This window comes from Pseudomonas sp. NFX1 (assembly GCF_051123555.1).
Taxonomy (GTDB): Bacteria; Pseudomonadota; Gammaproteobacteria; order Pseudomonadales; family Pseudomonadaceae; genus Aquipseudomonas; species Aquipseudomonas capeferrum.
The window spans coordinates 581,934-596,789 of record NZ_CP169366.1; the positions used below are offsets into that span (position 1 = coordinate 581,934).

The following is a 14,856-nucleotide window of genomic DNA, read 5'->3' on the forward strand; positions in this document are numbered from 1 at the left end:
CACGAACGGGTCGCTGCCCTACAGCGATTGAAGAAACGCACGAATCGCCTGGCGCGCCTGGGCACCGAGCGCTACGTAGCGTTGCCGGGCTATTTCGGCCTCACCGCCATGCCAGACAATGGCCTCCTCCAAAGTGCGCGCGCGGCCATCGTGCAGGTAACCACTGCCGGGGTTGATCCGTTCGCTGAGGCCAAGGCCCCACAGCGCAGCAGTGCGCCATTGCCGGCCGTTGGCGAGATAATCCTCACGGCCATCGGCCAGGCCTGCCCCCATGTCATGCAGCAAAAGGTCGGTGTACGGCGCAATGTGTTGCTGTGTCAGCACCGGATAAAGCGGGTGCTTGCCGGTGACCAGCGCGGGGCGATGGCAGGCGGTGCAGCCGATGGCAGAAAACAGCTTTTCGCCCTGCATGACTGCTGGCTCGGTCTGTTGTCGACGGGCTGGTGCGGCCAGGTGAGCGAGGTAGAAGTGCAGGTCGCCGAGCTGCAGCGCGTCCAGCTCGGGGTCGCCGCCCTGCGCCGCGTGGGCGCAAGCCTGTTGAGCGGGCGTGCAGTTTTGCTCCGGGGCCAGCGTCGAGGTGATGCCAAGGTCGCCAAGCATGGCGTGGGCGATCTGTTGGCGCAGGTCTGGCTGGTTGGCCTTGAGGCCAAAACGACCGGCCTCGGCGCGTTGTCGCTCGACGCTCCACACCGCGTTGACGTGCCCCGTCACGCCGTCGGGTTTGGCCTCAGAGGCCATGGCACGCAGGGTGCTCTCGTCAATGGCCTCCAGCAAACCGAGGCCGAATACTGGCGGGCCCACCCTTGCCGAGGTCAACACCGCATCCATCGGCCCATAGGCCAGCTCGCGCAGCTCGACCTTGGGCTTGCGCAGCATCACGGTTTCGCCGTCGCCCAGTTGCACCGCATGTTCTTGCCAGTAGACATGGGCGCGCCCTTCACCCGGCACGCCTGGCACACCCAGTTCGTTGAGCTGGTCACCATAGACCGGGTGCGGCTTTGGCCCACCCTGGGCATCGTGCCCGGGCAGCGACAAGCGCAGCAGCATGCTGCGCATCGGCTGGCCCTGCTCCGGCGCCTGTCCGCGCCCATTCTTGGGGTGGCAGGCGATGCACGAAACCCGGTTGTACAGCGGCCCAAGGCCATCCACTGCTTCGTCTCGGGACGGTGCAACCACCCAGGCCTGACGGAACAGGCTGCGCCCGCGGAAGAAGCGTTCCAGCTGGCCTTCGTCCAGCCCGGCGAATGGCTGAGCAAAGGCTTCACGGTGGGTCGCCGTGTGCGTGGTATCGGCGCTGGCGAGCAGGCTCGTCAGCAAACCGATCGATAACCCGGCAGCGCGCAGGGCGGTCACTGGCCCAGACCATCAAGCAGACGGGACGCCTCTGCCCGGTGACGCGCGGCATTGAACTGCCAGGTGATTTCCCGGCGGCCGAGTTCGTCCTGGTCGCTTGCCGGCGCTTGCGTCATGCCGTTGTCCTGGCGTGCTGCGAACAGTGCCAGTAGCGGCTTCGCCTCGGCCTGCTCGGCATCCAGTGGCGGCGCGGTCAGGTGCTGGCGTATGGCGCTGACGTCCAGCCCAGCCGCTTCGGCCGCGTGCAGTCGAGCCCAGAGCGCGCTCAATGCTTCGTGGGGCATGCCCAGCCATTGGGTAAACAGCGAGCTGACCAGTGCCAGGCGCTCACGTGAGCTGCCGTTGCCATAGTCATAGGCGCCGAGGCCCGCAGCAACGAACGGGTCATGGTAGTCCGCCGGCAAATGCTGGTAGACACTGGGGCGCACGGGCAGTTTGCGGATGTCCGCATCGGCCAACAGCCCCTGGCCCGTTTCGGACAGCACGAACTGAGTGAACGTCCTGGCACCGGCCAACGCCTGGCTGTGGGCGGTAATGGCGATGAACGCCGGGTTTAGGCCGCCATGCGCCGGGTAGACGAAGTCCACCGGCTCGCCATTGGCCTGGGCCGAGGCGACGAAGAAATCAATCGACAAGCCTACCGCTGCGCGCCCGCTGGTCACTTCATCACTGACCAGGGTGCCGCCGCGCGTCACCAGGCGCGCCTGGCCGGCCAGCTCGCTCCAGATGGCCCAGCCGCGCTCCCAGCCATAGGCACGCAACACGATATCCAGCAGTACCGGCGCAAAGCCGACCCGGCCAGGGTCTGGAAGCGCAATGCGTCCGCGCAAGCGGGGGTCGAGCAAGTCGGGCCAGTCCCGCGGTGTCGGCACCCCCAATTGGCCCAGCGCCGTGGCGTTGATGGCAAAGCCATACCCCGCCAATTCGGTAGCCTGGTACAGGTGCTGAGGGTCACGCAGTGCCAAACCACCGATCTGTGCGGGCAAGCCCTTCAGGTTGACCCCCAACGGTTGCCAGCTGCCCGCTTTCGCCAACCGGGCGAAGTTGCCGGGTGAGGGTGCCCAATAGACATCGACACCGCCCTGCCTGGCTTGCAACAGATAGGGCAGGGCATCGAAGCCCTGCCGCCAAAGGATCTGCAGACGGTACTGCGGGTGGGCTTGGGCAAACCCATCCTCGATGCGCGTCATCACTTCCTCGGGGTAGCTGGTCATGACCACCACAGTCTGTGGGGCAGCGCTCAGCAGCGTGCTGAGGGTCAGCAGCAGGCCTGCCAGCCAGCGGTTACAGCGGCGCATTGAATTGCACGAAGTATTGGCGGCCCATTTCAGGGTAACCCTCGCTGTACTCATACAACCGGTCGAACAGGTTGCGCACGCCGCCCTCGATCAACACGTCGTTGCTGAACCGGTACCCGCTCTTGAGGTTGTACACGGCGTAGCCTGGTGCCATTTGATTGCCGTCCGAGGTGTTGTAGCGACGCGATGCGGCCTCCACGCTGGCGGTGTGTTGCCAGGCGGCCAGATGCCAGGAGGCCGAGCCGAAGAAGCTGTGGCGTGGGGTGTCGGTGGGGTGCAAATCGCGGTTGCTGAGGTTCTTGCGGTCAAGCCAGGTGTAGTTGGCCGCCAGTTCCCAATCCCCCAGGTCGCCGTTGATGCCAAGTTCGACGCCCTGGTTTCGCGCCTTGGCGATGTTCTGGTACTGGCCACAGGGCGCGGCGCAGTTCGCCTGTGCGGGCACCGTAACGTTCTGGATGGAGTCTTCGATGTTGGCAACGAACAGCGCCGCATCGAGCTTCCATTGTGGGGCCACCTGGCCGCTGTAGCCGAGCTCGTAGTGGGTCGCTCGCTCGGACTTCAGGTCCGGGCTGGGGATGACGGTGCCAAAGCGTGTCGAGTAGCGATCCTTGATGGTCGCGAAGCGGCTTTTGCGTGCAACCGTCAGGCGCAGCTGGCCGTTGTCGTCGGTGCCCAGCAGCGGGTTGGTATTGGCGAACAGGCCCAGCTGCGCGTTGACGGCGTCGTTGCTGCCGGTGGGTTCGTCGTAGAGCATGGGCCGCGACGGCGAGCTGGCGTTGGTGCCGTAATTCTGTGCGTCCAGGCTCTTGCGGTAGTTATAGGAGATGCCGCCGACCACGCTGAATATCTCGTTCAGGCGCAGGGTGTCTTCCAGGGCAATCGACTGGGTCTGGTCACGGAAATAGGTCTGGGGGTTGGCGCCATCGCGGGAACGGTGCACATCGTCCTTGAAGTGGTAGGCAATGCCCAGGCGGTTGGCCTCGCTCAAGGCCAGGTCACCCTCTACCGAAAAGCCGCTGCTCTCGTCATCGTATTTGCTGGGGAAACCCGGCTGCAACGCTCCGACCACGCCGTTGCGATAGGTGTAACTCTCCAGCGAGTTCTTGAAGGTGTCGTGGTAAACGCGGGTTTTCAGGGCGTGCTCGCCGAAGCCGGTCTTGGTGGCGATGAACACACTGGTGTTGTCTGAGCGCGGCCACTCCCACCAACGCGCACGTTGGCCGGTCGTTGGCAGGTTGCCGGCGTAGGTTGGCTGGCCCTTGCGCCCTTCCTGCTGAACGTAGCCGAGCACGTACTCATCGGTTTCGTTGGGTGTGAAGCCAAGTTTGAAGCTGAATTTGCTGTCGCGGTGGTTACTGTTCTCGCGGCGCCCCGGGCCTTGCTGGCTATTGGTCGATTTGAAGTCATCGGGCAGCAGGGTGTAGTCGTAATCGACATACGATACCCCACCCTGAACCCACCACAGGCCCTGGTTGGAGCCTACGTTGGCGTAACTGCGGTAGGCGTTCACGTTGCCGTGGTCGGTGAGTTCCAGCCCGCCACCCACTTCGCCTTCGAACGCATCCGTCGGGCGACGGGTGATCAGGTTGATCGCCCCGCCCAGGGTGTTGGGCCCGTACAGCAGCGAGGCGAAGCCCTTGTCCACCTGGATGCGCGACAGGTCGTAGGTGGTGAAGCGGCCGAGGTCGATGTTGCCGTCATAAGGCACGTAGGTGGGGATGCCGTCGATGAACACCGGCACCTGCAGGCGATCGAAGCCACGCACGAAAACCACCTGCTCGGCGCGACCGCCGATGTACCCGAGGTTGACCCCAGGGGCCAGGGTCAGCGCGCTGCCGACGGTCTCGCGATCGTGCAGCCGAATGTCTTTCAAGTCGACGACGCTACCACCCGTGGACAGCGTTTCGTCCCGTGGTGCGGAAATCTGGATTTCGCCGAGGGTAAAGGTGTTTTTCTCTTCGGCGAGGACAGGCTGTGCACCGAGGGCTGCGACGGCAACCATCAAGGTACGCGGTGATAGCGGCTTCATTACTGCTCCTTTGTCGGCCATGGCGTTGGCGGTGCCTGGCGACGTTATATATTGTTGTATATAGCGATAGGCGAGTCTTGGCTGATCACGGCCTCCCCAGGACGTGATCAGCCAGCGCTCGAAAATAATGATGGGATGGCAGAAGGCCAACCGCGACGAATCCTAGCGTTGTTTACCGGTCGTTACAACGCTATATACCAAAATGTATAACGATGGGTTGGCGAGGCCGCCTCAGGCGTGATCTGGCCGCAACGAGCAATGTTCTGGGGGATTTTGCTGCTTGAGGTCAACCTTATGTATCAACTTCCAAAAACGCCGCCTCCAGCAACTGCCGCGTATACGCATGCTGCGGCGCATGGAAGATGGCCTGCGCATCCCCTTGCTCCACCACCTGCCCCTGCTTGATCACCATCAGCTGATGGCTCAACGCCTTGACCACTGCCAGGTCGTGGCTGATGAACAGGTAGGTCAGGTTGTACTTCTGCTGCAGGCTGCGCAGCAACTCCACCACCTGCCGCTGCACCGTCCGGTCCAGCGCCGACGTCGGTTCATCCAGCAGAATCAACGCCGGCTTCAACACCAGCGCCCGTGCAATCGCAATGCGCTGGCGCTGGCCACCGGAGAACTCGTGCGGGTAGCGGTGCCGGGTGCGCGGGTCCAGCCCCACTTCCTCCAGCGCCGCAATGATCGCCGCCTCTTGCTCTTCAGCCGTACCGATGCGGTGAATCCGTAGCCCTTCGCCCACGATGTCCGCCACGCACATGCGTGGGCTCAGGCTGCCGAACGGGTCCTGGAACACCACCTGCATCTGCCGCCGCAGCGGGCGCACTTCCTTCTGGTTCAACCCTTCGAGGTGCTGGCCATGAAAGCGAATGCCGCCCTGGCTTGAAATCAACCGCAAGATGGCCAGCCCGAGTGTCGATTTGCCCGAGCCACTCTCACCGACAATCCCCAGCGTCTGCCCCTGGGGCAAGCTGAAGTTGATACCGTCCACCGCCTTCACATGGTCAACCGTGCGCCGCAAGAAGCCTTTCTTGATCGGGAACCAGACCTTGAGGTCATCCACTTCAAGCAACGGCGCACCGACGGGGTTGTGGGCAGGCTGGCCGCTCGGTTCGGCATTGATCAGCATCTGCGTGTAGTGATGCTGCGGCGCACTGAACAGCGTCGCGCAATCGGCCTGCTCGACAATCTGCCCACGTTGCATCACGCACACGCGGTGGGCGATCCGCCGCACCAGGTTGAGGTCATGGCTGATCAACAGCAGCGCCATCCCCAGCCGCGCCTGCAGTTCCTTGAGCAGGTCGAGAATCTTCAACTGCACGGTCACATCCAGCGCCGTGGTCGGTTCATCGGCAATCAACAGCTCCGGCTCGTTGGCCAGCGCCATGGCGATCATCACCCGCTGGCGCTGGCCGCCCGACAGTTCATGGGGCAGTGCCTTGAGGCGTTTGTGGGGGTCGGGAATGCCCACCAGCTCGAGCAGTTCCAGGGTTCGTGCGGTGGCTTGCTTGCCGGTCAGGCCCTTGTGCAGCAAGAGGATCTCGTTGATCTGCTTCTCGATGCAGTGCAAGGGGTTCAGCGAGGTCATCGGCTCCTGGAAGATCATCGCAATGCGGTTGCCACGAATATGCCGCAGGGCCTTCTCGCTCTGCTGCAGCAGGTCCTTGCCCTCGTAGCGGATGCTGCCGCTGGGGTGGCGGGCGAGGGGGTAGGGCAGCAGGCGCAGGATCGAGTGGGCGGTCACCGACTTGCCCGAGCCGCTCTCGCCGACCAGGGCCAGGGTCTCGCCCTTGCGGATGTCGAAGCTGATGCCGTCGACCACGCGGTTGACCTGCTCGCCGGTGACGAACTCCACCGCAAGATCACGCACTTCGATCAGGTTGTGTTCGCTCATGTCATTTCCTTGGGTCGAAGGCATCGCGGGCGGATTCACCGATGAACACCAGCAAGCTCAGCATCACCGCCAGCACGGCGAAAGCACTGATGCCAAGCCACGGCGCCTGCAGGTTGGATTTGCCCTGGGCGACCAGCTCGCCCAGCGACGGCGAGCCGGCGGGCAGGCCGAAGCCGAGGAAGTCCAGGGCGGTCAGCGTGCCGATGGCGCCCGTGAGGATGAACGGCATGAAGGTCATGGTCGAGATCATCGCGTTGGGCAGGATGTGCCGGTACATGATTGCGCCGTTGCGCATGCCCAGGGCGCGGGCGGCGCGCACGTATTCGAGGTTGCGGCCACGCAGGAACTCGGCGCGCACCACGTCCACCAGGCTCATCCACGAGAACAGCAGCATGATCCCCAGCAGCCACCAGAAGTTGGGCTGCACGAAACTGGCGAGGATGATCAGCAGGTACAGCACCGGCAACCCCGACCAGATCTCCAGGAAGCGCTGGCCGGCAAGGTCCACCCAGCCCCCGTAGAACCCCTGCAGGGCGCCGGCGATGACGCCGATGATGGAGCTGAGGATGGTCAGCGTCAGGGCGAACAGCACTGAAACGCGGAAACCGTAGATCACTCGCGCCATCACATCGCGGCCCTGGTCGTCGGTGCCCAGCCAATTGTCCGCCGAAGGTGGGGCCGGCGCCGGCACCTTGAGGTCGTAGTTGATGCTCTGGTAGCTGAACGGGATCGGCGCCCACAGCACGAAGCTGTCCTTGTTGGCCAGCAGCTCGCGGATGTACGGGCTTTTGTAGTTGGCTTCCAGCGGGAACTCGCCGCCGAAGGTCGTCTCTGGGTAGCGCTTGAAGGCGGGGAAGTACCACTCGCCGTCGTAGCGCACGGCAATCGGTTTGTCGTTGGCGATCAGCTCGGCACCCAGGCTCAGGCCGAACAGGATGAGGAACAGCCACAACGACCACCAACCTCGGCGGTTGGCCTTGAAGCGCTCGAAGCGCCGGCGGTTGAGAGGGGACAAGGCCATGTCAGTGCTCCCGGCTGGCGAAGTCGATGCGTGGATCGACCAGGGTGTAGGTCAGGTCGCCGATCAGTTTCACCACCAGCCCGAGCAGGGTGAAGATGAACAGGGTGCCGAAGACCACCGGGTAGTCGCGGTTGATCGCCGCCTCGAAGCTCATCAGGCCCAGGCCGTCGAGCGAGAAGATCACCTCGATCAGCAGCGAGCCTGTGAAGAAGATGCCGATGAAGGCCGAAGGGAAGCCGGCGATCACCAGCAGCATGGCGTTACGGAACACATGCCCGTACAGCACCCGTGAGCGGCTCAGGCCCTTGGCCTTGGCGGTGACCACGTACTGCTTGTTGATCTCGTCGAGGAAGCTGTTTTTGGTCAGCAGGGTCATGGTGGCGAAGTTGCCGATGACCAGCGCGGTGATGGGCAATACCAGGTGCCAGAAGTAGTCCAGCACCTTGCCGGTGGTGGACAGCTCGTCGAAGTTGTTCGAGGTCAGCCCGCGCAGCGGGAACCAGTCGAAGTAACTGCCGCCGGCGAACAGCACGATCAGCAGGATGGCGAACAGGAACGCCGGGATGGCATAGCCGACGATGATCGCCGAGCTGGTCCAGACATCGAAGTGGCTGCCGTGGCGCACGGCTTTGGCGATGCCTAAGGGGATAGACACCAGGTACATGATCAGCGTGCTCCACAACCCCAGCGAGATCGACACCGGCATCTTCTCGATGATCAGGTCGATGACCTTGGCATCGCGGAAGAAGCTGTCGCCGAAGTCCAGCTGGGCGTAGTTCTTGACCATGATCCACAGGCGTTCGGGCGGCGATTTGTCGAAGCCGTACATGCGCTCGATCTCGGCGACCAATGCCGGGTCCAGGCCCTGGGCGCCGCGGTAGCTGGAGCCGGCCACGGATACTTCGGCACCGCCACCGGCGATGCGGCTGGTGGCGCCTTCGAAGCCTTCGAGCTTGGCGATCATCTGCTCGACCGGGCCGCCAGGCGCGGCCTGGACGATGATGAAGTTGATGACCAGGATGCCGAACAGGGTCGGGATGATCAGCAGCAGGCGGCGCAGAATGTAGGCCAGCATCTCAGTTGGCCTCGGCCGGGGTGGCGTCGCTGACAGCCGGGGTCACGCCGGGCTTGATCCACCAGGTGTCGATGCCGATGTCGTACTTGGGCGACACCTTGGGATGGCCGATGTGGCTCCAGTAGGCCACGCGCCAGGTCTTGATGTGCCAGTTGGGGATCACGTAGTAGCCCCACAGCAGTACCCGGTCGAGTGCGCGCGCATGGTTGATCAGGCTCTGGCGTGATTCGGCATTGATCAGCTGCTCAACCAACTGGTCGATGGCCGGGTCGCGCAGGCCGATGAAGTTGCGGCTGCCAGGGTTGTCGGCAGCGGCACTGGACCAGAACTCGCGCTGTTCGTTGCCCGGCGAATTGGACTGCGGGTAACCCCCGACGATCATGTCGAAGTCACGCGAGCGCAGGCGGGTGATGTACTGCGAAACGTCGACCCTGCGGATGTTCAGGTCAATGCCCAGGTCGGCGAGGTTGCGCTTGAACGGCAGCAGGATGCGCTCGAACTCGGTCTGGGCCAGCAGAAACTCGATGGTCACCGGCTTGCCGTCCTTGTCGACCATCTTGTCGTCGACGATCTTCCAGCCGGCGTCCTGCAGCAGCTTGTAGGCCTGGCGCTGCTGTTCGCGGATCATGCCGCTGGCGTCGGTGACCGGGTTGTGGAAGGCCTCGCTATAGACCTGCTCGGGCACTTTGCCGCGCAGCGGTTCGAGAATTTTCAGCTCGTCAGGCGTGGGCACGCCCCGGGCGGCCATGTCGGAGTTTTCGAAGTAGCTGCCGGTGCGGGTGTAGGCGCCGTTGAACAGCTGCTTGTTGGTCCACTCGAAGTCCAGCAGCAGGCTTAGCGCCTGGCGCACGCGGATGTCCTGGAACACCGGTTTGCGCAGGTTGAAAATGAAGCCCTGCATGCCGGTGGGGTTGCCGTTGGGCAGCTCTTCCTTGATCAGGCGGCCATCGCGGACCGCCGGGACGTTGTAGGCGGTGGCCCAGTTTTTTGCGCTGACCTCCAGCGCATAGTCGAACGCCCCGGCCTTCAATGCCTCCAGTGCGACGGCCGTGTCGCGGTAGGAGTCGAAGGTCATGGCATCGAAGTTGAACTGGCCGCGGTTGATCGGCAGGTCCTTGGCCCAGTAGTCCTTGACCCGCTCGTAGCGGATGGTGCGCCCGGCCTTGACCTCGGCGACCTTGTACGGGCCGCTGCCCAGGGGGATCTCCAGGTTGCCGCGGTTGAACTCGCGGCTTTCGTACCAGTGCTTGGGCAGTACCGGCAGTTGGCCCAGAATCAGCGGCAGTTCGCGGTTGTTCTGGTGCTTGAACTTGAACAGCACCCGTAGCGGGTCTTCGGCGACCACTTCGGCGACGTCGCCGTAGTATTGGCGGTACAGCGGTGCGCCGTCCTTGATCAGGGCGTTGAAGGTGAACACCACATCCTCAGCGCGCATCGGGTGGCCGTCATGGAAGCGGGCTTCGGGGCGCAGGTAGAAGCGCACCCAGCTGTTGTCCGGGGCCTTTTCGATCTTGCCGGCGACCAGGCCGTATTCGGTGAACGGCTCGTCCAGGCTCTGGCGCATCAACGTGTCGTAGATGACGCTGATGTTCTCGGCCGCCACGCCCTTGTTGATGAACGGGTTGAGGCTGTCGAAGCCACCGAAGCTGGACTGGCGGAAGGTGCCGCCCTTGGGGGCATCCGGGTTGACGTAGTCGAAGTGCTGGAAGTTGGCCGGGTACTTGGGCGCCTCGTCGTAGAGCGTAAGCGCGTGTTGCGGCGCGGCCATGGCCGGAAGGCTCAGGCAGGCCAGCAGCAGGCTGCCGGCCAGCCGGCGCAGGCGGTGCGTTGGCATCATTGGGCTTTCTCCGAAGTCTTGATCCACCAGCTGTTCAGCCCGAGGGTATAGGGCGGCGTGGTGACAAAGGCGAACCGGTTGCGGTAGGCCAGGCGGTGGTTGTCGAGGTACCAGTTGGGGATCATGTAGTACTGCCATGAAAGCACGCGGTCCAGGGCGCGGGCGGCGGCCACCTGGTCATCGCGGGTGCGCGCAGCGAGCAAGGTGTCGAGCAGGTGGTCGACCACCGGGTCCTTGACCCCAGCATAGTTCTTGCTGCCTTTGGTCGCGGCCTGGCTTGAGTGAAAGTACAGCCACTGTTCGAGGCCGGGGCTCAAGGTCTGGTTCAGGGTCATCAGAATCATGTCGAAATCGAACTGGTCCAGGCGTTGTTTGTACTGGGCGCGGTCCACGGTACGCAAGCGTGCGTCGATACCGATGCTGGACAGATTTTCGACATAAGGTTGCAGGATGCGTTCGAGGTTGGGGTTAACCAGCAGCAGCTCCAGGCGCAGTTGCTGGCCTTTGCTGTCCACCAGGCGCTGGCCGTTCAGCTTCCAGCCGGCTTCGCCAAGCAGGCTCAGGGCCTGGCGCAGGGTCTGGCGGTTGATGCCGCGGCCGTCGGTCTGGCTGACCTTGTAGGGTTCGCTGAACAGTTTTTCCGGCAACTGGTCACGGAACGGTGCCAGCAACAGCCACTCCTTGCCGGTGGGCAGGCCGGTGGCGGCGAATTCGCTGTTGGGGTAATAGCTGGTCGAGCGGCGGTAGGCGCTGCTGAACAGGGCGCGGTTGGTCCACTCGAAGTCGAGCATCAGCCCCAGCGCCTGGCGCACTCGGGGGTCGCTGAAGGCAACCCTGCGGCTGTTCATGAACAGGCCTTGGGTCTGGGTGGGGATGCGGTGCGGGATCTGTGCCTTGATCACATCGCCACGGCGTACAGCCGGGAAGTTGTAGCCATTGGCCCAGTTCTTTGCCTGGTGCTCGATGTAGATGTCGAACTCACCGGCCTTGAACGCCTCGAACGCCACGGTGGCGTCGCGGTAGAACTCGTATTCGACCCGGTTGAAGTTGTACTTGCCGCGGTTGACCGCAAGGTCCTTGCCCCAGTAGTTCTTTACCCGCTCGAACACCAGGCGGCGCCCGGGCAACACCTGGGTGATGCGATAGGGGCCACTGCCCAGCGGCGGCTCGAAGGTGGTGGCCTTGAAGTCGCGGCCTTGCCAGTAGTGCTTGGGCAGCACCGGCATTTCACCCAGGCGCAGGATCAACAGCGGGTTGCCGGCACGCTTGAAGACAAAGCGAATGCGTAAGGGCCCGAGGATGTCCACCCGCTGCACTTCTTGCAGGTTGGTGCGGTAGATAGGGTGGCCATCCTTGAGCAGCGTGCGATAGGAGAACGCCACGTCCGCCGAGGTGATCGGGCGGCCGTCATGGAAGCGTGCCTGTGGGCGCAGGTTGAACACCACCCAGCTGCGGTCTTCGCTGTACTCCACCGAGCGCGCGATCAGGCCGTAGCTGGAGGTGGGTTCGTCGCCCGAGGGGTCGTATTGCCCGGTGCCGATCATCAGCGGTTCGTTCAGTTCGCTGATGCCGTACTGCTGGAAGTTAGGCGTGGTAATCGGGCTCGAACCCTTGAAGGTGTAAGGGTTGAGCGTGTCGAAGGTACCGAATGCCATGGCCCGCAAGGTGCCGCCTTTGGGCGCTTGCGGGTTGACCCAGTCGAAGTGGGTGAATGTGGCTGGGTACTTGAGCGTGCCGAACTGCGCGTATCCGTGGCTTTCGCTCACCATCGCGACGGCGGGAAAGCTCAAGGCCAGGCTGAGTGACAGCAGGAGGGGACGTATCAAGTCGGCATCCGATCCAGAGGCGTTGGGCTTTGATCGAGTACAGTAACAGCTTGGTGGGGTTGGAAAAAGAGAGGTTTTGAAGGCGCTTGATCGTTTGAGGAAGGCTAAACCGGCTGGAGTGGCCTTGCGTCGCGAAAGGGCCGCAAAGCGGCCCCTGGCATTACATCAGTGAGACAGGTAAACGGTCAGCGTCTGCCCTGGCTTGAGCGCATGCCCGCTGCGCGGGTTCCAGCGCTTGAGGTGTTTCATTTCGACATTGAAACGCTTGGCCACCAGGTACAGCGAGTCACCCTTGCGTACCTTGTACTGGGTCGAGCGTTTCGAGGACGCCGCCACCCGGTTACCGGCGGCACTCGGCGCATTGCCGCCGCGCAGTGCCAATACCTGGCCGGCCCGGAGGCTGTTGCCGGACATACGGTTCCAGCGCTTGATATCCCTGACCGATACGCGATTGGCCTTGGCAATGGTGCCTAGGTTGTCGCCACGCTTGACCCGGTAGCTGCGCGCTGCCACCGGGGCCTTGGCTTCGGCCACGGCGCGGGCGAACACGGCCTTGTTCGGCTGCAGGCTGATCAACTGCTCAGGCTTGAGGTTGGACAGGCTGGCGGACAGCAGTTGCGCCTTGGCGGTGGGCACCAGCAATTGCTGGGGGCCGTCTACAGTCATGCGCTTCTTGAAGGCCGGGTTGAGCTGGATCAGCTCGTCTTCGTCGATGTCGGCGAACGCCGCAACGCGCGAAAGGTCGAGGCGATCATTGATGGCGACCGCCTCGAAGTAGGGTTCGTTGGCAATCGGGTTCAGGTTGACGCCATAGGCATCTGGAGTGGACACCACCTGCGACAGGGCCAGCAGTTTGGGCACGTAGTCGCGGGTTTCCTGCGGAAGTGGCAGGTTCCAGTAGTCGGTTGGCAGGCCGAGCTTTTCGTTACGTTCGATGGCGCGGCTGACCGTGCCTTCACCGGCATTGTAGGCGGCCAGGGCCAGCAGCCAGTCGCCGTTGAACATGTCGTGCAGGCGGCTCAGGTAGTCCAGCGCGGCGTTGGTCGAGGCGGTCACGTCACGGCGGCCGTCATAGAAGTTGGTTTGGCGCAGGTTGAAGTGGCGGCCGGTGGACGGGATGAACTGCCACATGCCCGCGGCATGGGCGCGCGAGTAGGCCATCGGGTTGTAGGCGCTTTCGATGGCTGGCAGCAGCGCCAGCTCCAGCGGCATATCGCGTTCTTCGAGGCGCTCGACGATGTAGTGCAGATAGAGGCTGCCGCGCTCGCCGGCGCTTTCGATGAAGCGCGGGTTGCTGGCGAACCACAGGCGCTGCTGCTCGATGCGCGGGTTGACGTCGATGCTGTCCTGCAGGGTGAAGCCCTGGCGCATGCGCTCCCACACGTCCTGCGGCGCCTGCTCGGCCGGCTTGATCAGCAGCGGGGCCGGCTTGTGCTTGATCCGCGCCTGATAGTTGTGCGCGCGAACGCTATCGGATTCGTCGAGCTGACGGGTGCTCTGGCAGCCCACCAACGTGGCGGCCAGGGCCAGCGCACTGATTTGGGCCAGACGCGTCAGGGCGACGGAATGAGAGGTTCTGCGGCTACGGGAAGACATCGGCTGGGACAGGTATCCGGGCGAAAAATTTCGGCGATTCTAGAAACCGCTACCGGCCTGGTCAACCTTTGACCCTCACATGCGATATATCTTGAGGTTATCAGAAGGTGTCCTTCCAAGACCTCAAGGCAGCAAAAACAGCGACATGCGTGGTGTTTGAATGTCCCTTCCATTCGTCTGCTTTTTGTTTAACGGATGTTTCAGTCGTGCGAATAAAGGGGTTGGTAAGCCGTTCCAGGCCAATCGTTGATGGCAATGTGATGCGATTGTCGGCGCGTAGCCGGGTAACCTCGTCGAAGCGCTGCAGAACGTGCGGGTTTTGTGGCTCCACCGCCTTGGCAAAGCGCAGGTTGCTCAGCGTGTATTCGTGGGCGCAATACACCTCGGTGTGCGCCGGCAGGGCGGCCAGGCGCTGCAGGGACGGGTGCATCTGTTCGGCGGTGCCTTCGAACATGCGCCCACAACCGGCGGCGAACAGCGTGTCGCCACTGAACAGCAGGGGTGTGGCCGGTTGCGCTGAGTAAAAGGCGATATGCCCCAGCGTATGGCCGGGTACGCCGATGACCTGGAACGCCAGGCCCAGCACAGTGATTTCATCGCCGTCCGCCAGTGCAGCATCGCGGGCGGGAATCTGCTCGTTGGCCGGGCCGTAGACCTTGGCGCCGGTCAATTGCTTGAGCCGTTCGACACCGCCGACATGGTCATTGTGATGGTGGGTCACGAGGATATCGCTCAACACCCAGTCGGGGTTGGCCGCCAGCCAACGTTCCACTGGGCCGGCGTCGCCGGGGTCGACCACCGCGCAACGGCGTTTGGCGGTATCCTGTAACAACCAGATGTAGTTGTCGGAGAAAGCGGGGAGAGCATCGATCTGTATCATGGTGCGGATCCGTATCGCCAAGCGTGGGACATGAGGGCATCTTA

Annotated in this window: 10 protein-coding genes; all 10 read right to left on the reverse strand. The window is 63.3% G+C overall.

What is annotated here, in order from left to right:
- Window positions 1–18: 18 nt before the first annotated feature.
- The gene (locus DJ563_RS02545) at window positions 19–1,353 is read right to left on the reverse strand and encodes a di-heme oxidoredictase family protein (protein WP_434518755.1); all 1,335 of its coding nucleotides are present in this window, start codon (window positions 1,351–1,353) and stop codon (window positions 19–21) included.
- Entirely contained in the window at window positions 1,350–2,651 is a 1,302-nt protein-coding gene (locus tag DJ563_RS02550; RefSeq protein WP_434518756.1) for an ABC transporter substrate-binding protein, read from the reverse strand. The genes DJ563_RS02545 and DJ563_RS02550 overlap by 4 nt, the downstream gene beginning before the upstream one ends.
- On the reverse strand, window positions 2,638–4,680 hold the full coding sequence (locus tag DJ563_RS02555) for a TonB-dependent receptor plug domain-containing protein (protein WP_434518757.1): 2,043 nt from the start codon (window positions 4,678–4,680) through the stop codon (window positions 2,638–2,640). Before DJ563_RS02555 ends, DJ563_RS02550 begins: the two co-directional genes overlap by 14 nt.
- A gap of 292 nt (window positions 4,681–4,972) precedes the next feature.
- Window positions 4,973–6,577 carry an ABC transporter ATP-binding protein gene (locus DJ563_RS02560; protein ID WP_434518758.1) on the reverse strand — a complete coding sequence of 535 codons (1,605 nt, stop codon included), beginning with the start codon at window positions 6,575–6,577 and terminating at the stop codon, window positions 4,973–4,975.
- A gap of 1 nt (window position 6,578) precedes the next feature.
- Window positions 6,579–7,598, reverse strand: a complete 1,020-nt coding sequence (locus DJ563_RS02565; protein WP_033699218.1) for an ABC transporter permease — start codon at window positions 7,596–7,598, stop codon at window positions 6,579–6,581.
- A 1-nt stretch (window position 7,599) separates the two neighbouring features.
- Window positions 7,600–8,673: a microcin C ABC transporter permease YejB gene (locus DJ563_RS02570; RefSeq protein WP_033699217.1), complete on the reverse strand. Its 1,074-nt coding sequence runs from the start codon at window positions 8,671–8,673 to the stop codon at window positions 7,600–7,602.
- 1 nt (window position 8,674) lies between these two features.
- The gene (locus DJ563_RS02575; protein WP_434518759.1) at window positions 8,675–10,510 is read right to left on the reverse strand and encodes an extracellular solute-binding protein; all 1,836 of its coding nucleotides are present in this window, start codon (window positions 10,508–10,510) and stop codon (window positions 8,675–8,677) included.
- A complete protein-coding gene (locus tag DJ563_RS02580; RefSeq protein ID WP_434518760.1) occupies window positions 10,507–12,336 on the reverse strand; it encodes an extracellular solute-binding protein in 1,830 nt (609 codons plus the stop codon). The genes DJ563_RS02575 and DJ563_RS02580 overlap by 4 nt, the downstream gene beginning before the upstream one ends.
- 165 nt (window positions 12,337–12,501) lie before the next feature.
- Entirely contained in the window at window positions 12,502–13,932 is a 1,431-nt protein-coding gene (locus DJ563_RS02585; protein WP_274099049.1) for a lytic transglycosylase domain-containing protein, read from the reverse strand.
- 100 nt (window positions 13,933–14,032) lie between these two features.
- Complete coding sequence (gene gloB, locus DJ563_RS02590) at window positions 14,033–14,812, reverse strand: hydroxyacylglutathione hydrolase (protein WP_434518761.1); 780 nt, start codon at window positions 14,810–14,812, stop codon at window positions 14,033–14,035.
- Window positions 14,813–14,856 lie beyond the last annotated feature (44 nt).